Origin of the sequence: Nitrosomonas sp. (genome assembly GCF_040240425.1) — a bacterium.
Lineage (GTDB): Bacteria > Pseudomonadota > Gammaproteobacteria > Burkholderiales > Nitrosomonadaceae > Nitrosomonas.
Genome location: NZ_QPHG01000022.1, coordinates 18,213 through 39,509, shown reverse-complemented (window position 1 = coordinate 39,509; position 21,297 = coordinate 18,213). Strand labels below are relative to the sequence as shown.

Here is a 21,297-nt window from a genome sequence, read left to right as displayed (position 1 = left end):
GGCTAAACGAGGCCTAAAAAACCTAACATGACATCAATTAGTTTGATGCCGACAAATGGAACGAGCAAACCACCCAGACCATAAATCAGTAAATTTTTTCGTAATAGCGAAGCAGCACCCAATGCCTGATATTTCACACCTTTAAGCGCCAATGGGATTAGAAACACAATAATGACTGCATTGAAGATCACCGCCGCAAGAATCGCCGATGCAGGCGTGTGTAGATGCATGATATCGAGCATCTTTAATTGTGGATACGTGGTGGCAAATGCTGCGGGAATGATTGCGAAGTACTTGGCGACATCGTTTGCGACTGAGAAAGTTGTCAATGCTCCACGTGTCATTAACATTTGCTTTCCGGTTTCAACGATTTCGATCAGTTTAGTTGGATTAGAATCTAGATCAACCATATTCCCTGCTTCTTTTGCTGCCTGGGTGCCGGAGTTCATGGCAACAGCGACATCAGCCTGCGCGAGAGCAGGCGCATCATTGGTGCCATCACCGGTCATAGCAACCAGCCGCCCTTGTGCCTGATATTCCCGAATCAACTTCAGCTTGTCTTCGGGTTTGGCTTCAGCGAGAAAATCGTCAACACCAGATTCAGCGGCAATCGCAGCGGCAGTTAAGCGATTGTCACCCGTGATCATCACTGTTTTGATGCCCATTTTTCGCAATTCGCTAAAGCGCTCTCTAATACCACCTTTAACGATATCCTTGAGTTCAATTACACCGAGTACGCGAGCGCCATCGGCCACGACTAAAGGAGTGCTGCCACGACGTGATACTTGATCAACTAGCACTTCGATACTGCCAGGGAAAGTACCCCCTAGGTTTTCGATATAGGCACGAATTGTATCTGCTGCGCCTTTTCTGATCTTGCGATCACCAAAGTCTACGCCGGACATGCGTGTTTGCGCAGTAAAAGGAACGAATATTGCATTATGCAATTCACGACCGCGCAACCCAAAATCTTGTTTTGCAAGTACTACGATGGATCGGCCCTCTGGTGTCTCATCGGCCAGCGATGCGAGTTGCGCGGCATCAGCTAATTCTTTAATCTGAACATTGGTTGCTGGTAAGAAAGCGGATGCTTGTCGATTACCCAGCGTGATTGTTCCCGTCTTGTCGAGCAGCAATACATCCACATCGCCAGCGGCTTCAACGGCACGCCCAGAAGTAGCAATCACGTTCACTTGCATCATTCTGCTCATTCCAGCTACACCAATCGCTGACAGCAAGCCGCCGATTGTCGTCGGAATAAGACAAACCAGGAGTGCAACTAAAACGGTAATGGATACGGGGGAACCCGATCCTGCTGACTTAATACTATAGATTGAAAACGGTAATAGCGTTACGCATACGAATAAAAATATCAGTGTGAGCGTAATGAGCAAAATAGTTAGCGCTATCTCATTTGGCGTTTTCTTACGTTTGGCGTTTTCTACCATTGCAATCATGCGATCCAGGAATGCCTCTCCTGGATTGGCTGTCACGCGAATTACCAGCCAATCCGATAGGATGCGCGTACCGCCAGTAACTGCTGAGAAATCGCCACCCGATTCGCGGATAACAGGTGCAGATTCGCCGGTGATGGCGGATTCATCAACAGAAGCAACGCCCTCAATGACCTCTCCATCAGCCGGAATGAAATCGCCTGCTTCAATGAGCACGATATCGCCTTTTCGTAGCGATATGGAGTCGATAGCCGTAATTTTTGCATCGTGCTTAGGTTCAGCTAATTTCTTTGCAATAATATTCTTCCGCGCACCGCGCAAGGCTGCTGCCTGAGCTTTGCCTCGACCCTCAGCGAGTGCTTCCGCAAAATTGGCGAATAAAACGGTAAACCATAGCCATGCAGCTATTGTAAAAATAAATCCCGCTGGTGCTTCGCCATGGCCAACGAGGGCATCAATACCCAATATCGTCGTGAGGACACTACCAACCCAGACTATAAACATCACCGGATTACGCCATTGCGCTTGTGGGGTAAGTTTCTTGAACGCATTAATGAGCGCCGGTTTAATCAATACCGGGTCGAATAATGGAAGGGGGCGTGTTTTCTTCATAATAAGTGCTCCTACCCGTTAGCGAGTAAACAATTGCAAGTGTTCGGCGATGGGGCCAAGTGCTAGTGCTGGGATATAGTTAAGCGCCCCGATAAGGATTACTGTGCTGATGAGCAATACGACGAATAATGGCCCATGTGTGGGTAATGTTCCGCTCGTTACAGTAAGTTTTGGTTTTGCTGCTAATTTTCCGGCAATGGCTAGTACGGGAATGATGACACCGAATCGCCCAAACCACATCGCGATAGCAAGCAGAATGTTGTAAAAAGATGTATTAGCAGAAAGTCCTGCAAACGCAGATCCATTGTTGTTTCCAGCCGAAGTGAATGCATACAGCACTTCGGAGAGTCCATGTGTGCCCGGATTGGCTATGCTTGCCTTGCCTACCTCAGTAACAACGGCGATTGCGGTACCGCCGAGCACCAGCAATGGTACAACTAGGATCGCTATCGACACCATTTTCATCTCGAATACGCCGATCTTCTTACCTAAATATTCCGGTGTGCGTCCGATCATCAATCCCGATAAAAAAACGGCGAGTATGGCGAATATGAGCATTCCATATAATCCCGCACCAACACCACCAAATACAACTTCACCCAGCATCATCAATCCCATCGGAATTAAACCGCCTAATGGCAGAAAACTATCATGCATTGCATTGACAGCTCCACAAGAAGCTGCTGTTGTGACTGTCGCAAATAATGCGGAAGAAATGATGCCAAACCGGATTTCCTTACCTTCAAGATTGCCCATTGAGCCATCCACACCCAGTTGGGTGATAAGTGGATTCGAGTGGGATTCAGACCACAGCGCAACAGCTGCCAGCGCAATGAATAGCGTGGTCATCGCAGCGAGAATCGTCCATCCTTGCCGCTGATCCCCGACCATTTGACCAAAAGCAAAGCACAGTGCGGCCGGAATCAGGAAGATACTGATCATCTCCAGGAAATTAGTGAGCGGTGTTGGGTTCTCAAAAGGGTGCGCTGAGTTTGCATTGAAAAAACCGCCACCGTTGGTACCGATCAATTTAATTGCTTCCTGCGATGCGACAGGCCCCATCGCAATTTTCTGTTTATCTGTTTTGATTGTTTCCGTAATCACGTTTCCATGGTCATCTTGCAACGGCTGACCATCAAGATTGTTTTTCGGTACGGCATATTCAAGCGGCTCTATCAGCTTGACATCTTGATAAGCATTGAAATTCTGAATAACTCCTTGGTTTACTAGAATTAATGCAAACACATAAGCTAATGGTAATAGCACATAGAATATTGCACGTGATAAGTCGAGCCAGGCATTGCCGATACCAGCAGCATTCCTTCGCGTAAAGCCACGAATCAATGCGATAACTACTGCAATTCCGGTTGCTGCTGATGCAAAATTCTGTACTGCCAATGCGAGCATCTGTGTCAGATAACTCATCGTCGATTCGCCGCCATAACCTTGCCAGTTAGTATTGGTGACAAATGATATTGCTGTATTGAAAGCCGAGTCTGAAGAAACATCGCCGAGTGATTGAGGATTCAGAGGCAATTCACTCTGAAAACGTTGTAAGCCATACACAACAACCACGCCTATAACATTGAATAGCACGATAGCTGTTGCATAACGCTGCCATGGCATATCTTCTGCTGGATTAGTGCCAATTAAACGACAGAATCCATACTCAAATTTATCCAGCCAAATGAAGCGGCGTGTTAGCTGCTCATCAAATATGCTGGCGAGATAGCAGCCTAAAGGCCAGGCAACTGCAAAGAGGGCAATAAGAAATAAACCGATTTGTATCCAAGATGAGGTATTCATGCCACATCCTCAGCGTTGAATAATGCGTAGAGCAGATATATGAACAATAAGACAGCAAGAATACCGGTTAGCCAATAAATCCAGTTCATCTTTTATTCCTCATGATAGTAGTTGGCGATCAACTCTATGGTCAACTACCGACAAAATGACAAAACAAAGACAATCATTAATATCCATTTACTTTCTCAAAAAGTTATCTACTTGTGCAGTATGAACAATCGTGTGTAAAAATGAAGTTGAATTGAAGGGATAAAGCGTAAAAATAATGTAAAAATTTATTTGATTGAGTATTGGCAATATTTCTGATTAGCAGTTTGATCAGTAATCAGAAATCTTCAAGAAAACTCCATTAGATTTCCTATACCATGTGGTATCAGGCACGGAGATTTAAGTGACGAAGTAGTTGAAGCCATCGTCAATATGTCAATCTAGCTGCAATGTTTTTTCCAAGCATGGAATGGTCTCCTGAGGCAGATCAATGAACAAATTCATAGGGACGATTCCAACATTGACCTAACATTGCGCTCAACCGGAGTCGCGGTTATCATGCGATTTTATTTTCAGTCGAGGTGCCTGATGACAACGGTCAGACCATTCCTCATGTTCCAAAACAGCAGTGCGCAAACCGCACTGGATCTGTACTTCGCTACGCTTCCTGATTCCCGCATGGTACGAGTCGAGCGTTATGCTCAAGGTGAGGCTGGTCCGGCTGGTTCTATCAAAGTCGCAGTGTTCACACTTTGTGGCCGCGAGTTCATGTGCTCCGACAGTCCGATCATGCATGGCTTCACGTTCACGCCTTCGAGTTCTACTTTCGTGGAGTTTGATTCAATAGAGGAGTTAGAACGCGTATTTGGCATTCTCTCAGATGGTGGCCAAATCCTGATGCCATTGGGCAACTATGGCTTCAGTCAGTGGTTCGGTTGGGTCAATGATCGGTTTGGTGTGTCCTGGCAGCTGAACTTCTCCGCCTGACTCAGACGTTAGCGCCTTGAAGGCTACACACGAATCCTCGAGCCATTGGAGAAATGAGAATGTCTAAGCATCGGATTTTCAGTACAGCCTTTTCTAAGATATATCCGCTGTATGTTCAAAAGGCGGAGAATAAGAATCGCTCGAAAGATGACGTGGACCAAATCATCTGCTGGTTGACTGGCTACAATCAGACAGGCTTGAAAGAGCAGATCGAACAACACAGCGACTTCGAAACATTCTTTGCTAAAGCTCTCGCTATTAATCCAAAAACTTTGCTCATCAAAGGCGTAGTTTGTGGTGTGCGCGTGGAGGAGATCGAAGATCCGCTAATGCAGAAGATACGATATTTGGATAAGCTAGTTGACGAGCTTGCGAAAGGAAAAGCGCTGGAGAAGATCCTGCGGTGAAGATCCACGCTAACAATTCATTCAAGCCGAACCCCGCTTCGCTACACCAAACAAATGGCAGGTGAAGCTTGTCATGTGTTTGAGGCTTCCGCTACGCACGTCGGCTTAACTCAGGCGTTAGGCGCACGAAATCTATTTAGGAACTGCATACAAGAATGAAAACTCAGTACTTCACGGCAACAAGTCTCGACGGTTTCATTGCTACTGAGAATGATTCACTTGATTGGTTGTTTCCACTTGGCGACCTGAATGACTCAAGCTATCCAAAGTTCATTTTAGATGTGGGCGCGTTGGCAATGGGATCAGCGACTTACGAATGGATGGTGCGCAACGCAGAAAAGATTGCCGCTGAGACTGGTTCAACGTGGCCGTATGTTCAGCCAGCCTGGATATTCTCTAGTCGCAAGCTTCCAATAATCGAAGGTGCGAACATCCGATTCGTCACTGGAGATGTGCAACACGTCCACACTGAAATGCGAGTTGCTGCTGGTACCAAAAACATCTGGATAGTTGGCGGCGGAGATCTCGTGGGCCAGTTCTATGATGCTGGCTTACTGGACGAACTTATCATCCAAGTTGGTTCGGCTACTCTCGGCAAGGGTAAACCGCTTTTCCCTCGAAGAGTGCTAAGCCCAGTTCTGTGCCTGATGTCTGTTCATCAGATGGGTTCTGGCATGGTTGAGTTGCGTTATAAAGTAAACAAAGGTGATCTAAGTGTAGATTCATTAAAGATAATAAAATTAAAGTGAAAACAATGGATTGAGAATAACTAGTGTACTGTTTTGTTAATGGCTTTGCATTACGTTGTTATATTCACGGTATCCAATCAGCAAGTGATTGATATCATTGAAATTGTCGATGAGGTTCAGAGGAGCATGGAATTCTCATTGTTCATGGAAGAATTGAAGAGCAGAAAAGCTTCTTCTGCGAGTGGTCAAAACAGCGATACATTTTAATGGGATGAATGGATAAATTTCGGGAGTGCTAAACCGAGAGGGGTGCAGCGGAAGAGCGCGGCGTCTTCCTTGCCAAGAGAGCGCTGTATTACAGCACATATCTTGCGGTTCTTCCGAGAAGAATCCGGAAAAAGTTAGATTCCTACGTTTAGGGGTTGAGAGACGAGTCAATCGAAACAATTAGTTCTGTATTAGTCGCAAAAGGCTACCGTCGGGATCAATTAACGCCCCAATTTTGCCACCCCAAGCTTCGATTGTCGGCGAATGGAGCCGTGGGTGACCGTCATTTTTCTCAGAGAGTCCTGCAGTCTTACAAAGTGCGTAAAACGCATCAATATCATCCAGCCTTAAGCAGCAGCTGAACCAACTCGTCAAGGGATCAAGCTCATGGTGAGAAAAGAACTCCAGTACGATGCCCTCCCATTCAAGGATCATCCAATCGTCATCACGCCACGTCTCGACAAAGCCAAGACGAGTGTAAAAGCGTGACGTTACGTCAAAGCACCGGGAGGGAAGGTTCGGCGTCGCGTAGCTGCTCATATTGGCTCCTTCAAGTTTTGTCTAGCTTTATAAAAGTATTGGGTTGATGTCAGGTTATAACCGCGGAGCGGATATTGCCTTCATCATCTCTGTATCTCGAACTTTACACGTAGGTCATAAAATCCCTGAGAAAATAACCGTCTCGTTATTTTTGCATTTTACCGTTATTGGGAAATAAGTAATTTTGCCTTCTGGCACAACGTCCACCCAACAAATATCTCAGTAGCGGCTTCTGATGCTTGCCTACTGTAGCAAGTTCATCTCTCTTGTCAACATAACCCATTCTTTAGGTTACCCTTATAGTAGTGTTGTGCTGCTTCAATCGGGGCAGTCCATTTTCTATTAGAAACTTAACTAATTGCTCACGAAATTTATGGATTCTTTGGCAATTTTCATTATCGAAACTCGTTGAAGCGGTACTAAATTGAGATAGTTTCATCAAGACTATTTTTGACTCCCGTGTTTCCCTCTTTCCGGCGGCTGGGCTAGGAGGCGCATATCTTCCGATTATCGCCCTGCACGTATCAAACAATTGTCCCAAATCGCATACAAATATAACTCGACTTTTTCAACAACTCTCGTAGTCGCTTTGTAAGTGAGATATGTGAGAGGGCGGAGCTTCATTCATTTCACGAAGAGCGCTTGCCGGCGCGTGCCTGTTGTTTCCTCATCCAAATGATAATTCCGGTAACTGACAGCATCGCGATGACGAGACCTAGCGCGCATACGAAAATACGATACGATAGTCCAAAAATATTCGCCATATGCAAGGCATAAAGCCAGCTGGTCACAGTATTGCCGTTGTATTGACCGCTCGGCAATAAAACCAGCTTGAACTCACCTGTGTCAGCATCAAAAAACACACGTGTGCCGCCCCGTCTGTCCTGAATGTCGCGTGAACTCCGGGCGACATAATGATAGATACCACGCTCACGATCCAGTATTAATGCAACAACCCGTTCGACAGTGAAGTCATGAGCCTTTTCCTGTTCGGCCATTAGCTGCTCGCCAATCATTTGCGCCTGACGCCAACCTACTTTGGGTTCTTCCAATACTTTATTAAGTTTGGGAAACTCGGTCCAAGGCGCTTTGTAATCGAATACAGTACGGGTCGTCCAGGTATATACCGTGTCCCATAAATTCATATACACGCTAGACCAGGCAAAGATGAGTAAAACCAGCCAAAGCCACAAGCCGCTGGCACGGTGTAGATCGAAATTGAGTTTGTATCGACTCGATTTCCAGCGGATTTTCCAGGCTGGCTGCCAACGCAGCCAGATGTTTTTATTTTCCGCTCCTACTGGGAGAGAGGTCAGGGGGGAAGGTGGTTTACGCCTTTGGGGCAATGTCAGATAAAAGCCGATAAAACAATCGAGCGTCCAGATCAATGCGCAAGTACCAAGGATCCACATACCAAAATTGCCCAGTGCTAGGTTGTAGTGCATTTTGTAAATAAAGGGCATGAAGTTGATCATGCCTTCGGAAATCGCACCAAACTGACGCTTGCCTAACTCTTCTCCGGTATAAGGATCAACCAGCAGTTGATCAAATCCAAGTTCGCTCAATTGACCGCTGCTATCTGGCCGAGCATTCATGCTAATCACGGTAGATTCCTCATTGGCTTCCATTAAAACCGCGTTTACCTGGCCGTATGGAACCCGTTGTTGTGCTAATTCCGCGAGCGTAGCTATATCCAATTTGTTTTCCAAAACCTGCTTGGGATAGAGCTGAGGATTGATCAAGCGTTCCAGTTCAGGATAAAATGCCAGCAAACTCCCTGTTACTGCCACGATAATCAGAAATGCAGCCATACTCAGTCCTGCCCAACGGTGGATTTGAACCCAAAACTGGCGTGTCATTGCTTCTCCTGTACTAGAATTTCTTGATATATATCTACTATCTTTAAACAACCTAAACCGGACATGTTTTTTTATTTCTTGAGGCACCTGTCAGGTTAGTTGCGCAGAACATACAACCCTATGTCTTGATTTATACTGCCTATACTTCTGGCGTAGGTTGTGTCATCGAAGTAGGCGCATGGGTTACAAACTGATAGATCACTGTGTGAATTTAGTATTCGAGACGCAATGAACCCAGAACGGTTACAGGAGCGCCTGGATAGACACCCAGTCGAGGCCCGATGTTAGAAGCTGGATCGTTTGATTCGTAATATCGTTCATCAAGGACGTTCCGAGCATTGATTTGCGTTGTAAGACGCGTTGCACCCAACTTCGTGCTGTAGGCGGCAAATGCATCCAGACGGGCATAGCCTGGTAATTTAAATGTGTTCTGAATATCTCCCTCCCGCTCAGCAACGGCGAATACGCCTATCCCAAAACTAAAGCCATTGAGTGGATGGATTTTTTTCACGATATAGCGTAGCCATGCACTACCCGCATGTTTGGGAGCTTGCGGTAAACGATGGCCCTGAAAGCCCGAGTTATCGCGGATGATCTCAGCATCGGTGTAGGCATAACTGCCGATTACACTCAATTCCTCCGTGACTTGTCCGGAAATATCCAGTTCGATCCCTTTGCTCCGTTGCTTGCCAACCGCAATACTGTCAAGCGGATCCGGCGCACTCAGATCTCGGGTTAGAATGTTTTCCCTGGTTAAGTAATAAAAGGCCAAAGTTGTGATTAACCGTTCCTTAAAAAGCGCGGTCTTGATTCCTGCTTCAAATTGCTCGCCTATTTGCGGATCAAAACTAGCACCGGTTGCTGACACTCCGTTATTGGCAGCGAAAGAAGTTGTCCAGTTGCTAAACAAACTGACTTGCGTTAGCAATTGGTAGAGTATTCCGACTCTTGGATTGAAGGCTTCATCCTTGCGTCTTAGGACATTTTTCTCAGCCTCCGAGAATGAAGCCGGACTGAAGCTACGACCCGCAGATACCCAGTCATACCGTCCACCAGCAAGTATATGCAGTTTATTCCAAAGCGTGATCCTATCCTGAAAATACACCCCGGCCCATTCATCCTGGAAGGCGTTGTAACGATTGTTCTCCTGCAGCGTTTGCCTGATTATTGAGGGATCGGTAGCCGTGATCATCGGATTGAAAATATCAACTGTCAGCGCGGGAGCGGGAGTGCTGAATTCTCCGGCCATGAAGTAATTGGTTTGAGAGTGTAGATAATCGAAACCGAGCAATACCTCGTGAAGGGTCGATCCAAGACCGAAATTTCCGTTCAAATCCAGATTAGTCGCATATGACTGCAGATGGTGCCGTTGACGGAAGATATTGCGATCAAGAAAGCGGTTGTCGCGCAATGCATCCCCAAAAGCCGGTGCGGGGTTGAAGAATGTCTGATTCTGATCTATATCCGTCATCAGAAAACGATTCCGGACGAGCCAGTTGGAATTAAACCGATGCGTAAATTCGGTTCCCACATGAACTTTGGCATCCGTATCAACTGGATCATTGCGATCACCAAAGGTTCGACTGATCGGTATTTGCGCTGGTCGGCTGCCTATGACCGGTATACCAAAATCTACCTGCCCTTTCTGATGGATCCCTTCCACTTCCAATGTCAATTCGGTTGCTTGAGTAGGACGCCAAGTCAAACTGCCACTCACCATGATGCGATCCCTAAAAATGGCCTCGCGGAAGGATTCGCTATTTAGGTAAGAACCATTGAAACGGTAAAGTAAAGAGCCATCCTTGGTGACAGGCCCGGTTGCATCCCACTGCGTACGATAAAGATCGTAAGATCCGGACTGTTGCTCCAATGAGTAGTAAGGTATAGCGAGCGGTCGTTTAGTCGTGATATTGACCATCCCTCCCGGCTCTATACGTCCAAAAAGAATCGAAGCTGGCCCCTTGAGTACCTCGATGGATTGCAGATTGGCGGTGTCAAAGGCTGTCGGAAAATTGGCATTCCCTCCATTGGCAATCAATCCATTCCGGTAATTACTATCGTTTCTGAATCCGCGGATATTAAATCCTGTGTCATTGCCAAGTGTAGGTGTTGCTTGCACCCCACTGACATTTTGCAAAGCATCTTTTAGCGTGAGCGATTTTTGGTCGTCCAATACTGCTCTGGGTACCACCTGAATTGATACGGGTATCTCTATGACCGGCGTGTTTGTTTTAGTTGCAGCGGTGGCTTTGGAGCGGAGATAACTCGTATTGTAGGGTGAATTACTATCCAATAAACTGGTCACTGTGATCTCAGGTAACCGTACCCGGTCTGGATTATTTTTGCTCTGCGGGTCCGCTGGTGCCAATTCCACGATGTAGCGGCCGGATGCAGTTTCAACTGCTATAAGTCCACTGCCGCTTAGGAGTCGCACTATTGCTTGAGCCGGAGTATATCGCCCTTTTAATGCAGCAGCTTGTTTGTCTGCAATCAGACTGGCATCCATCCCGATCAACAAACCCGTCTGCGTGGCAAGTTGCGTGATCGCTTGACCGAGTGGTTGTGGGGCAATATTGATTTCAATGGCTTGCTCGTTTTCTGATTGCCCGTACGAAGCATTTACTGATACAACCAAACATATGAATAGAACAGGTTTTAGGAAAACGGTGCTATTGCTATATATTGAAGCTATTTTATTTTTTAGTGCCATGGGATTTCCTATTATTGAATAGAAATTAATATTTCTATTACCCATGACAAGCGAGCCGACAATTCGGGTAGCTTTTATAAAATTTTTTTCGGTAGATGGTTTCGAGAAGCAAAAAATACCATCTCCCCGCAGTCGACTGCGGGGAGATGGATGTCAGAAAGAGAGAACAGTTATTTGGTTAGAAAGGGATTTTGTTCTGGAAACTTAAGAATTATAGCCGAAGCCTATTTGTAATTTACTTTTGCAAATCAATCCAGACCAGCCATCTGCCATACTGTTTGATGTGAATCGGTAATGCGTCTTTTAGAATAATCAATGCTGCTTCCGCATCGTCAGCGGGTAAAACTCCCGTGAATCGGAGTTGACCTGCTTGTTCATTGATTTTAATCACACCCATTTGGTAGCGCGCAAGATCGCTGATGATCTGATCCAGTGAGGCATCTTGATAAATCAGCCTGGTTTGCGTCCAGCTGGTGGCAGAGGTGGAGGTAGTTTCAGGCTGATAAAGCTGCCTTCTATCTAGGCGTATGCTTTGTCCGGCCTGCAAGGTAATCGGCTGATGTGGCCGGGCGTGGCTTGCGATGTCAACCCGCGACTCGATGACGTTGACGATGCTGTCATAGTCTGATTGTTCAACGGTATAGATCGTTCCTAATGCCTGAGCGGTGCCATCGCGGGTTTCTACTATGAAAGGCCGCTGACTGAGGGAGAAATCCGGTGCCACTTCCGCTAGCAGACGGCCTCGGCGCAGGATGATACGTCGTTGTTGCGTATCGAATGCAATATCTGCCGCGCTGTTGCTATCGAGCGTGATATGACTGCCATCTGTCAGAGCAATGCGACGGATTTCACCAATACTGGTGTGCTCATCTGCTAACCATTCAGAAAGTGGAAGCCCATGAAGACCGCACAGAAGTAGAACAATACTTAAAACGAGCTTGATGCCTTTTCGCGATTGACGTTTCTGGGGAGTTAAGCTTTGCCAAAGATGATCAACCTGCTCGTACGCTTCCCTGTGACGCGAATCTTGTGCTAGCCAGGTTTCAAAATCAGTGCGCAGCTCATGGCTGATTTCACCGTCAGATAAAAGAATGACCCATTCAGCGGCTTGTTCACTCAGAGACGTGCTGTTCGTTCCATCTACTTTAGACATACATCTCTGCTTTAAATTGATATAGGCGCTGATGACAGTAAGCAAGGGCCTTGACGAGATGTTGTTTAACCCGGCTTTCAGATACTTTCATGACCCGAGCAATCTCGGCATAAGTCATTCCGTCAATACGCGCCATCACAAAGGCTTGTCGTGATCGTTCATCAAGTTCTTCAATAAGCATGAGTAGAGTCCGTTCTAGCAACTGGCGTACAGCGAAAACATAGGCTACATCTTGGCAGGTTTGCTCAAATGTTAGGGTGAACAAACAGCGTAGGGTTTCTTGCTCGACTTTATGTTTTCGGTTCAAATTAATCATCAGTCGATTAGCAGTAACCAGCAGATAGGCTCGAGGCTCAAGCAGATGGGGCAATTGCTGCAGTGAAAGCAATCGTACGAAAGTGTCATGGGAAAGATCGGAAGCCTGATGTGGACAACCTACTTTTTTCCTTAACCAATTAACCAACCAACTATGATGCTCGCGGTAATATGCATCAATTACTGCCGTACTGATAGTCGTGGTTGAAGGCGTTTTCATGAAAATGTTTTGATAATCAAAAAACTATGAATGATAGTAAGGAAAAATTAACCCGGCGATTAATAATGCAAACTATTATCCTTGCGATGAAGGATTTTAAACATGTGACATATTGCCGCAGTACGATAGTTTTGTTTCTGGGCTTAAATAAATTTTAAGGCGATCAAAATACAGATATTAGAAATCCAGCTTAAGTATTTTTTTCAGAGATCGTGAATAGTCTCTAAGCCAGCCAATTAATCGCGCATGCGAGCTGCCAAAAGCTGATCATGCAGCTGAGCGCCACCACTATCCTAAACGCATCAAAATATCAAATTAGTGGCGCAATAAAGCCCACTAAATAGGAAGGAGCGTACGGTATGAAGATTACATCGATAGGCATTGATTTGGCTAAAGAAGTGTTTCAGATTCATGGAGTGGATATGCACGGTAAGACCGTTCTGCATAAGTGGTTGCCGAAGCGAGATGGCGAATATTTTGCTAATCTGGAGTCCTGTTTGATTGGTATGTTAGCATGCGGTAGTTCACATTATTGGGTGCTACTCTTGCAACAATTCGTCGAGGCGATTAAATCGCGCTACCCACATGTTTTCATATGTGACAAGTACTGCTGCGACACTGCTTATGGTTTTAACATTTGCTTGCACAATTTGCTCTCTCCCATGCCGCGCTTTGTGCACAAGATGTGCACGTGCAAGCACGTTAACGTGCTTGGCAACTGCCGCAAAACTCATGTGATAGCTCTCTGAGAGTTCTGAAATAGTACAGTCGGAGCCTAGTGTGCGGCACACAATGTCGCGCCGTGTTTTATCAGCTAGTGCTTGAAAAACCATATCGTAATTTAGTGAATATTCAACCATATAGTTAAAAATAGCCAGTTATATAAGATAGATGACGTAATATACAAGTGAATCTCATCGAGATTGTTCTACCTATCCTTTGTGCGCACACATCTTCATCATTATTAGACAAAGCGAACGAGATTCAGGAAATTCTTAGGTACCTGTCGCTCTATTGTGTCAATGCTGATTGCATGATGAGTGTTTCAGCACCTGTTTGCTTTTATTGGCGGCTCTGGAGATTCCCAGAGCATCAAAACAACCACCCTTTCTTAAGATGCGCACCAGTTGCAACAATTCCTTCAAGATCACGAGCGACATCAGCCACTTTCTTTATAGCTTCAAAAAGCTCTTCTGTATGTTCAGGCTTGGAGTAATGGATACTAAGTGTCAGGAAACGCATAATTCATGTATTTTTTATTGGCTGATAATAAAGCGCGACAGCACCATTGGTAAATGCCCTGGATTTTGATAGCTGTAAATCTACAGGATCCTTATAATTCAAAAACAATGGCTTGCCGCCTCCAAGAATAATGGGCTCAAGCATGATCTGATATTCGTCTATTAAATCAAGGGCTGCGAGGTTTTGAATCAGATTGGCGCTACCTATGATGACAATGTCTTTGCCAGGCTCTTTTTTTAATTTGTTAATTTCTTCCAAGGTGTTACCGTTGATGATATCCGCAGCTTTGTATTGTCCCCAAGGTGCAAATGTGAGGGTTTTTGAAAAGACAATTTTCTTGACTTGGTTAATGTGTTTTGCGAAAGGATCTGTATTAGGTTCTTCCGGCCAGATATCAGCAAAGAATTTATATGTTGTTTCTCCCAACAGCACCGTGTCCTGTTGTGCACGCTGACTAAGCAATTCTTCACCTATTTCGTCGTTGAAATTTTTAGTGAACAATCCATTTCGTCTTTTGGGCCCGCTATATAGCCGTCTAAGCTCATGAATATTGAGGTAACAAGTCTTCGCATATAATTTATATTTTATTATTTATTAAGTTTTCTCCCTTAAGCTAGTCGAGAGTTTTTCAAGTGAACTCGTCCATCCTTCGTTCTTATACTGATTACGCTGGCTCTTAACAGCTGCTTCCCGTTCAATTTTGTGTTGTCATTGCTTAAACACACAAAATACGCAAAGTTTGGCCTCACCTAATTTAAGTTTCCTGTTTGTTTATTTTTACTTCTTCTCACTACAATTGAACATCCACTGCACGCCGAATTTATCAGTTAAAGAGCCGTAGTAATCACCCCAAAACATTTCTTGCAGTGGCATTCCGATTTTTCCATCTTCTGAAAGAAGAGCAAAAAGTTTGTCGGTCTCTGCTCGTGTATCCGGTAGTAAACTGATATAAACATTATTACCTTGAACTAGCTTAAAGCCCATTGACTCTGAAGCATCTGTTCCCATTAGCAAAAAGCCACCCAAGATTGGTAAGGCCACATGCATCACCAAATTTTTATCAGCTTCGGCTAGTGGTGGCGCTCCATCTTGTGATGGAACATCACCCATACGAGCAATATTGCCCATAAATTCTGTCCCAAAAACTGATTTATAAAAGTTAAAGGCTTCTTCGGTAGTGCGATTGAAATTTAGATAGATACTGACAGTTGACATAATATTTTAAAATTAATTGGTTATATGATTGCTTAATAATAAGACTTCATCTTGAATGGATTGTTAGGCAGCAACATACGTTGCGAATCGCAAACGATTACCGTCCGGGTCTGTTACCACCATTTCTCGAGATTCCCACGGAGTGTCATGGGGCGATTCAATAGTGGTGATGCCACGATTAGTGAATTCATGATAGCAATCTTCAACATCCGGAACCACGAAGTAGATGGCACCACCTACCTGACAGTCCCCAGTATGCTCCGTAAGAAAAATAGTCTGATCTTTTCTGGTTAATTGCACAAATAGAGGGAATCCCGGCTCGAACTGATGCTTCCAATCAACAACGAAGCCCAAACCGTCGACGTAAAACGACAGGCTAGCTGCCGCATTCGTTATCCGCAGCTGCGGTATGACTGTCTGATTCAATACGTGTTCTCCTTTGTCGCCGAATGTTAAGCCGCGGGACCCGCCGGGTTGAACACCTAAAACTTCATCAAGATTACTCAGTCCCAGTGAAAATCCTGCTTCAAAGCCCATTGCAATAATTTTTTCCATATCATCTATGGTATTAAAAGTAATCGTCACAAGAACTGTTGTAGCCTCACCATTATCTCTAAATTCATTTTTCCAATGCATTCTAGGCATTTCTTCATTTAGTTTACCCTTGTCATCACAAAAAACATCTTGTGCGGTAAAACTATTTTCTGGTTCAATAGACTCAAACTCCATCCACGCCCATATCTTCTCACCCCCTGGACCAGACATACAATAATGCCAATGCCCACCCTCGCTAAAGTCAAAAGACTTGGTTATAGCAGTCCAAGGTTTTGGGGCCCACCATTTATCAAGCCATGCACTATCTGTCCACGCCTTCCACACTCGGTTTTTGGGGGCGACAAAAACTCGTTCCACAGTAATAATCTTGTTAACAATATCTTTTTTTATTATTGGCGTATTCATATTTGTTTAGCACTCCTTTATGAGTTAAGCCTGCTGCGACACTGCTAATGGTTTTTAACATTCGCTTACGCTACTTGGTCTCTAATGCCGTTTTTATCAATCAGCGCCTGAAAAACCGTATCGTAATCTAATAAACATTAAACCATATGGTTTAATAATATGCCAACTATAAATGATGTCAAACCTTGACGTGTTTATTTTTTAATCTCTGTGGGTTCGATTCCTCATATCCACCAATACCATAGTATCCAAGGGCGACAGGATTTTCATTTGCTTGCTTTGATGGATCGATACGTGCCCAGCCACCGCTAGGAAACTTACCTATCGCTTCTTTCTTCTGACTACCCCCGATAATCCAAGTTACACCACCGTGTCTCAGATTAACTGGTTAAAACAGAATCGCAGGAAATAGTATGGCTACTGCTAAATTTGGCTAACGGCCATTAAAATAACAGGATACACCAGGCTCCGAGTAGGAGCCTTTAGCGAAGATACTCACCGGATCGTTCTGGTTGATATGTGACTTCTTCAATGTGCACTTGCAACACTCCGCCGCCAGGCTTCGGCCACTCAATTTCATCACCTTGGGAAAGACCAAGCAGCGCACTTCCTACCGGCGCAAGTATAGAAATTGTACCACCCCTGGTATTAACATCTTTTGGGTATACCAGAGTTAAATAAAACTCTTGGGAAGTAGATTCGATTCTGAATCTTACGGTTGAATTCATTGTCACCACGGTTGACGGAATCTCCTTAGGATCTACCACTTCAGCACGGGCAAGTTCAGCCTCCAAATCGTCTTTGTCTGGGAATGTGGAATCGGGCAATGCGTCCATAAGCTTTTCCAGTCTTATTGCATCGAGCGACGAAATTATAATCTTTGGTTTTATAGCCATTTTATTTCCTAAATGAGGGTTGTTATGAATTGTCGTAATTAGGCTTGAGACGAATATTGCAGTGACACCGCCTTGCTCTGACTCAGCTCAAGGCAGCCTGTTATCGAAATCTACAGGCGACAATTTCTCTATACCGAAGAGCGTTGAGAACACTCAAAAATTTGATTCATGCAGGAATGTTATCTTTACCATCGGCATCCCATCCGCTTTGCCAATTTTGGTTTCAGTGTATTAATCATCAGTCTTCAATGCAAAAAATACTTCTTCTCCAATATCTAACAATGCATTGCTCGTGCGATACGTAGCATTGAGATGCGCGCTAATGCGGATTTAAATCTTCAATCATTATTTAATTTTAATCAAGCAACTGAAATTTAGTTACATTATCGTAAATAAAAAAGAGAATCATAATAAATATTAAGGCGTTCGCAATTTTTGTGCTGATACCATTGACATTCCCGACTTTAAGTTTATGCTGACTGTAATGAAGAGAAAGTTGAATGGTCTCGGGTATTGACCAAAGTACAGCAATCAATCACTGAGCACGCACAAAGCGGCGAAGTTTTAAAAGTGGAGAGGAAACAGAAAGAAGTATTGTCATTTATGAAGCTGACGGCAAGAAAATTGAGATAAAAGTCGATGAAAATGACAAGCTGGTTGAAATCTTTGACGATTAAATTCTTAAATCAATAGTGATCTCACCTCTGGTCTGATCAAATATTCAGTCAATATAGAACTGCATGATTAGATTTGGATGATTAGGTACCGGTAAGGAAAATTAAATGCCCAAGGTTTTTATTGCCTTGGGCATTTTGAAAACGCTCTGCTTTGAATCAAATATTCCTACTGCGGTTCTTTATCTTGTTAAATACAAAGTCAAAGTCAATTTTTTAGGTGTTTACAAATTGTTAACATCAGAATTTAGCTCGGTTTCGCTTGCATGATCGCCGAGTTGGCCAAGTGCTGCTGTCGACTTTGCATATTCGCATTGTAACAATTCTGCCGCTATCTTTCGATGAAAATGAGCCTGTTTTTGTGCTTCTTGTGCAACTTGCTTATAATAGCGTAAATTGGCCGTGGCATGTGATTGGAAATCCTGTCCTCCTCTTCCATGGTGTATTGACTCTTATCTTCATAGTGTTGTAAGGTTTTCTTTTTTTCTGTGGCTTTCGTGGTCATTTCTTTGATTGCGTTGTCATAATAATTAGCCAACTTATCATGATCGCTATAAAATATCTGGAAGATGGTTTCAGTCTTTCTACTACCTAACAGTCGTCTTTTTCTCACGAAATTATTTAATGACTTGCGCGTCAAATGGGTAGTGACGCGGTTTATGCTGAACGCTGATCCATTGATCAGTCGTGAATGCTGCGACAGCCCAGATACCATTGAAACGGCCGACGCCTGAGTTCTTTTCACCTCCGAATGGGTTATAAGGTAAATCGTTGACCGGTTGGTCATTGATATGCGCCATGCCGGATTCAAGTTGTTGTGCGAATCGAAGGCCGCGTTCGACATCTTGCGTAAACACCGCGGCAGCCAACCCAAGATCGGTGTCATTGGCGATACTCAATGCATCGGCTTCATTGTGTGCGCGTATCACTGGTGCAATAGGGCCGAATGATTCGGTTTGCGCCAGCGGCATCTGATTGGTGACTTGAGAAAATACATGCGGTGGAAGTACTAATCCTTGCGCTTCGCCGCCCACCATTTGATGCGCCCCTGCTGAAATGGCATCGTGAATCCGTTGTTGCAGGCCACTTAACTGGGATTTATTGATAATGGGTCCGATCATCGTATCAGGCGCATCCGGGTCACCTGCTTTCAATTGGCGCACACGATCGGCAAAGCGTTCGACGAACTCATCGTGAATCCGATCCTCGATAATGAAGCGGTTAACGCTCATACAGGTTTGGCCCTGGTGAAGAAATTTACCAAACACGGCAGCTTCCACAGCTTGCCCCAAGTCGGCATCATTCAATACCACGAACGGACCATTCCCGCCCAGCTCCAACTCAAGCCGCTTTAGCATGGGGCCTTCAGCTGCTAGCTTTGCGATATTGCGGCCAACGGGCGTCGAGCCGGTAAACGATATGACGCGAGGAATAGGGTGAGTGACAAAGGCATCGCCAATCTCGCTGCCTGCGCCCACGATAACGCTGAGTACACCTGGAGGTAATCCTGCTTCTTCAAGGATTTTTGCAAACAACAATCCGCCCGTTATCGGAGTATCGCTGGCTGGCTTGACCACGACAGCATTACCGACCGCGAGCGCGGGTGCTGCGGAACGAGCGGTGAGCTGGAATGGCCAATTCCAAGGGCTAATCACACCGACAACGCCGACGGGTTTACGGTACATGCGGCTTTCCTTGCCGGGAATATCGGCGGGCAGAATCCGGCCTTCCACCAAATAAGGCAGCGTGGCTGCCTCGAGCAGTACGCCATGCACGGCATTCCATTCCAGATTGGCTTTAATGCGCGTGCCACCGGACTCATGAATGATCCATGACACAATTTCTTCGCGCCGCGCTTCCATGATCTGCGCCGCGCGACGCATGATGGCTGCGCGCTCGCCCGGCAGTAATGCCGCCCATTCGTGCTGCGCCTTTGCGGCACCACGATAGGCTTCATCCATGTCATCGCGATTGGCATGTGGAATTTCGGCAAGAATAGTGCCATTGTATGGATTCAAATCGCTTAGAACCTTTGTTCCCCTGCCGTGCCGCCATTGACCGTTGATCAATAGCTGATCGAAATTTGAATAAGGCGGTGGAGATTCTTGTTTATTTTCCATAATGCATTCTTCCTGTTTGTTTTACCCAAAATCCAATTGAAGTTATTTGGAGGAAAGTTGGTAAATTTTACTGCAACCGGATAATCGGTTTAATCGTGATGCCTTTCTCGCTGTCTTCAGCGGCTTGATTGATTTGATCGAGGGAATAAAATTTCACCAGTTTGTCAAAAGGAAATCTTCCCTGCTGATAAAGCTCGACGAGCGCCGGAATGAAAAGATCGGGTTTGCTATCGCCTTCGATGATGCCGATAATGCGCTTCCCCGTCGTCATCACACTGTTCACATCGAAGTTCGCTTCGGTGCCCAACGCCGGCGCGCCGACAATGCCGCATGTTCCCCGGATCGCCAGCGCATCGATGGCCTGACGCAGCACAGTTGGGCGTCCGCTGGATTCCAACGCGAAATCAGCGCCACCGCCGGTAATTTTACGAACCGCTTCGACGGGATCGGTTTCCCGGCTGTTGATGGTGTGCGTGGCTCCGAGTTCCATCGCCAGAGCCAAGCGCGCAGGAACCACATCCGCCGAGATGATGGTGGTAGCACCGGCAGCCCGTGCCGCCATCACGGCACTTAGTCCCACTGCACCGCCGCCAAAAGCCGCGAAACTGCTGCCCGGACTCACCTTGAGTGCATTTATCACGGCTCCCGCGCCGGTCTGAATGCCGCAGCCCAACGGGCCGAGCAACTCCAGAGGTGCATCGTTGGGTACTTTGATGACGTTACGCTCATGCACCAGCGCAAAGGTGCCGAACGACGACTGCCCAAAGAAATGATCGTGAATGGGTTCCGCAGTGTTACCGGCTGTGAAAGTTGACGTGCTGCCATCTTCGCGTGCGCCATTGAAATTCAGGGCATAAAAATGCTCGCAATAAGTCAGATCATCATTCAAGCAAGGCTTGCAGTGACCGCACCACATATAAGTCAGCACCACGTGATCGCCAACGGCGACTTTCTTCACGTTGCTGCCAATTTGCTCGACTACCCCCGATCCTTCATGCCCAAGCACGATGGGAAGCGGCACTTTATAAAGCTGATCGCGCGCGACCATATCGGTATGGCACATTCCTGTTGCTACAATGCGCACGCGCACTTCATCAAAATGTGGCTCATCCTGTACCAGTTCTTCTATCTGGAAAGGCCCGCCTGGCTGGCGGACAACGGCTGCCTTTATTGTTTTCACGTG

19 protein-coding genes are annotated in these 21,297 nt (G+C 45.6%); 4 read left to right on the top strand and 15 right to left on the bottom strand.

Annotation, left to right across the window (positions count from 1 at the left end; translation table 11 throughout):
* Window positions 1–2 precede the first annotated feature (2 nt).
* The 3 genes from kdpB to kdpF are packed head-to-tail and all read right to left on the bottom strand — an operon-like array spanning window position 3 to window position 3,961.
* On the bottom strand, window positions 3–2,066 hold the full coding sequence (gene kdpB / locus DU481_RS09950; RefSeq protein WP_350134152.1) for a potassium-transporting ATPase subunit KdpB: 2,064 nt from the start codon (window positions 2,064–2,066) through the stop codon (window positions 3–5).
* Window positions 2,067–2,084: 18 nt separating this feature from the next.
* Window positions 2,085–3,872 (bottom strand): potassium-transporting ATPase subunit KdpA, encoded by a 1,788-nt coding sequence (gene kdpA, locus DU481_RS09945; protein ID WP_350134150.1) that lies wholly within the window; start codon window positions 3,870–3,872, stop codon window positions 2,085–2,087.
* Window positions 3,869–3,961: a K(+)-transporting ATPase subunit F gene (gene kdpF / locus DU481_RS09940; protein WP_090321543.1), complete on the bottom strand. Its 93-nt coding sequence runs from the start codon at window positions 3,959–3,961 to the stop codon at window positions 3,869–3,871. Before kdpF ends, kdpA begins: the two co-directional genes overlap by 4 nt.
* A gap of 487 nt (window positions 3,962–4,448) precedes the next feature.
* On the opposite strand from kdpF, the gene DU481_RS09935 reads away from it, so the two are divergent.
* The 3 genes from DU481_RS09935 (at window position 4,449) to DU481_RS09925 (ending at window position 6,003) form a co-directional block, all read left to right on the top strand.
* Entirely contained in the window at window positions 4,449–4,847 is a 399-nt protein-coding gene (locus tag DU481_RS09935) for a VOC family protein (RefSeq protein ID WP_350134148.1), read from the top strand.
* A 59-nt stretch (window positions 4,848–4,906) separates the two neighbouring features.
* Complete coding sequence (locus DU481_RS09930) at window positions 4,907–5,254, top strand: DUF2200 domain-containing protein (protein ID WP_350134146.1); 348 nt, start codon at window positions 4,907–4,909, stop codon at window positions 5,252–5,254.
* A gap of 155 nt (window positions 5,255–5,409) precedes the next feature.
* Window positions 5,410–6,003, top strand: a complete 594-nt coding sequence (locus DU481_RS09925; RefSeq protein ID WP_090321534.1) for a dihydrofolate reductase family protein — start codon at window positions 5,410–5,412, stop codon at window positions 6,001–6,003.
* A gap of 387 nt (window positions 6,004–6,390) precedes the next feature.
* Here DU481_RS09925 and DU481_RS09920 read toward each other — a convergent pair whose 3' ends face one another.
* The 10 genes from DU481_RS09920 to rnk form a co-directional block, all read right to left on the bottom strand.
* Window positions 6,391–6,750 (bottom strand): bleomycin resistance protein, encoded by a 360-nt coding sequence (locus tag DU481_RS09920; RefSeq protein ID WP_107804194.1) that lies wholly within the window; start codon window positions 6,748–6,750, stop codon window positions 6,391–6,393.
* A 114-nt stretch (window positions 6,751–6,864) separates the two neighbouring features.
* Window positions 6,865–6,957, bottom strand: coding sequence for a DUF1428 domain-containing protein (locus tag DU481_RS09915; RefSeq protein ID WP_218131669.1), 93 nt, complete (start codon window positions 6,955–6,957; stop codon window positions 6,865–6,867).
* 422 nt (window positions 6,958–7,379) lie between these two features.
* On the bottom strand, window positions 7,380–8,609 hold the full coding sequence (locus tag DU481_RS09910; protein WP_350134144.1) for a PepSY-associated TM helix domain-containing protein: 1,230 nt from the start codon (window positions 8,607–8,609) through the stop codon (window positions 7,380–7,382).
* A gap of 211 nt (window positions 8,610–8,820) precedes the next feature.
* On the bottom strand, window positions 8,821–11,244 hold the full coding sequence (locus DU481_RS09905; protein ID WP_350134142.1) for a TonB-dependent siderophore receptor: 2,424 nt from the start codon (window positions 11,242–11,244) through the stop codon (window positions 8,821–8,823).
* A gap of 310 nt (window positions 11,245–11,554) precedes the next feature.
* A complete protein-coding gene (locus DU481_RS09900) occupies window positions 11,555–12,472 on the bottom strand; it encodes a FecR family protein (RefSeq protein WP_350134141.1) in 918 nt (305 codons plus the stop codon).
* Window positions 12,465–13,007, bottom strand: a complete 543-nt coding sequence (locus tag DU481_RS09895; RefSeq protein WP_350134139.1) for a sigma-70 family RNA polymerase sigma factor — start codon at window positions 13,005–13,007, stop codon at window positions 12,465–12,467. The genes DU481_RS09900 and DU481_RS09895 overlap by 8 nt, the downstream gene beginning before the upstream one ends.
* A 1,245-nt stretch (window positions 13,008–14,252) precedes the next feature.
* Window positions 14,253–14,750 (bottom strand): dihydrofolate reductase family protein, encoded by a 498-nt coding sequence (locus tag DU481_RS09885; RefSeq protein WP_350134137.1) that lies wholly within the window; start codon window positions 14,748–14,750, stop codon window positions 14,253–14,255.
* Between the two features lie 276 nt (window positions 14,751–15,026).
* Complete coding sequence (locus tag DU481_RS09880) at window positions 15,027–15,464, bottom strand: VOC family protein (RefSeq protein ID WP_090321511.1); 438 nt, start codon at window positions 15,462–15,464, stop codon at window positions 15,027–15,029.
* Between the two features lie 63 nt (window positions 15,465–15,527).
* Complete coding sequence (locus DU481_RS09875; protein WP_350134135.1) at window positions 15,528–16,424, bottom strand: glyoxalase superfamily protein; 897 nt, start codon at window positions 16,422–16,424, stop codon at window positions 15,528–15,530.
* A gap of 482 nt (window positions 16,425–16,906) precedes the next feature.
* On the bottom strand, window positions 16,907–17,320 hold the full coding sequence (gene rnk, locus DU481_RS09870; RefSeq protein ID WP_350134133.1) for a nucleoside diphosphate kinase regulator: 414 nt from the start codon (window positions 17,318–17,320) through the stop codon (window positions 16,907–16,909).
* Between the two features lie 782 nt (window positions 17,321–18,102).
* Between rnk and DU481_RS09865 the strand changes: the two genes are divergently transcribed.
* Window positions 18,103–18,264, top strand: coding sequence for a hypothetical protein (locus DU481_RS09865; protein WP_350134131.1), 162 nt, complete (start codon window positions 18,103–18,105; stop codon window positions 18,262–18,264).
* Between the two features lie 347 nt (window positions 18,265–18,611).
* On the opposite strand, the gene DU481_RS09860 is transcribed toward DU481_RS09865, so the two are convergent.
* Together DU481_RS09860 and DU481_RS09855 are read right to left on the bottom strand one after the other, a co-directional pair.
* Window positions 18,612–20,114 (bottom strand): aldehyde dehydrogenase family protein, encoded by a 1,503-nt coding sequence (locus tag DU481_RS09860; protein ID WP_350134129.1) that lies wholly within the window; start codon window positions 20,112–20,114, stop codon window positions 18,612–18,614.
* A gap of 67 nt (window positions 20,115–20,181) precedes the next feature.
* Window positions 20,182–21,294 (bottom strand): NAD(P)-dependent alcohol dehydrogenase, encoded by a 1,113-nt coding sequence (locus DU481_RS09855; RefSeq protein ID WP_350134128.1) that lies wholly within the window; start codon window positions 21,292–21,294, stop codon window positions 20,182–20,184.
* Window positions 21,295–21,297: the final 3 nt, after the last annotated feature.

Excerpts from the sequence above, each read along its gene's own strand:
- kdpB (WP_350134152.1), bottom strand. The coding sequence starts at position 2,066 with ATGAAGAAAACACGCCCCCTTCCATTATTCGACCCGGTATTGATTAAA.
- kdpA (WP_350134150.1), bottom strand. The coding sequence starts at position 3,872 with ATGAATACCTCATCTTGGATACAAATCGGTTTATTTCTTATTGCCCTC.
- kdpF (WP_090321543.1), bottom strand. The coding sequence starts at position 3,961 with ATGAACTGGATTTATTGGCTAACCGGTATTCTTGCTGTCTTATTGTTC.
- DU481_RS09935 (WP_350134148.1), top strand. The coding sequence starts at position 4,449 with ATGACAACGGTCAGACCATTCCTCATGTTCCAAAACAGCAGTGCGCAA.
- DU481_RS09930 (WP_350134146.1), top strand. The coding sequence starts at position 4,907 with ATGTCTAAGCATCGGATTTTCAGTACAGCCTTTTCTAAGATATATCCG.
- DU481_RS09925 (WP_090321534.1), top strand. The coding sequence starts at position 5,410 with ATGAAAACTCAGTACTTCACGGCAACAAGTCTCGACGGTTTCATTGCT.
- DU481_RS09920 (WP_107804194.1), bottom strand. The coding sequence starts at position 6,750 with ATGAGCAGCTACGCGACGCCGAACCTTCCCTCCCGGTGCTTTGACGTA.
- DU481_RS09910 (WP_350134144.1), bottom strand. The coding sequence starts at position 8,609 with ATGACACGCCAGTTTTGGGTTCAAATCCACCGTTGGGCAGGACTGAGT.
- DU481_RS09900 (WP_350134141.1), bottom strand. The coding sequence starts at position 12,472 with ATGTCTAAAGTAGATGGAACGAACAGCACGTCTCTGAGTGAACAAGCC.
- DU481_RS09895 (WP_350134139.1), bottom strand. The coding sequence starts at position 13,007 with ATGAAAACGCCTTCAACCACGACTATCAGTACGGCAGTAATTGATGCA.
- DU481_RS09880 (WP_090321511.1), bottom strand. The coding sequence starts at position 15,464 with ATGTCAACTGTCAGTATCTATCTAAATTTCAATCGCACTACCGAAGAA.
- DU481_RS09875 (WP_350134135.1), bottom strand. The coding sequence starts at position 16,424 with ATGAATACGCCAATAATAAAAAAAGATATTGTTAACAAGATTATTACT.
- rnk (WP_350134133.1), bottom strand. The coding sequence starts at position 17,320 with ATGGCTATAAAACCAAAGATTATAATTTCGTCGCTCGATGCAATAAGA.
- DU481_RS09865 (WP_350134131.1), top strand. The coding sequence starts at position 18,103 with ATGCCCAAGGTTTTTATTGCCTTGGGCATTTTGAAAACGCTCTGCTTT.
- DU481_RS09860 (WP_350134129.1), bottom strand. The coding sequence starts at position 20,114 with ATGGAAAATAAACAAGAATCTCCACCGCCTTATTCAAATTTCGATCAG.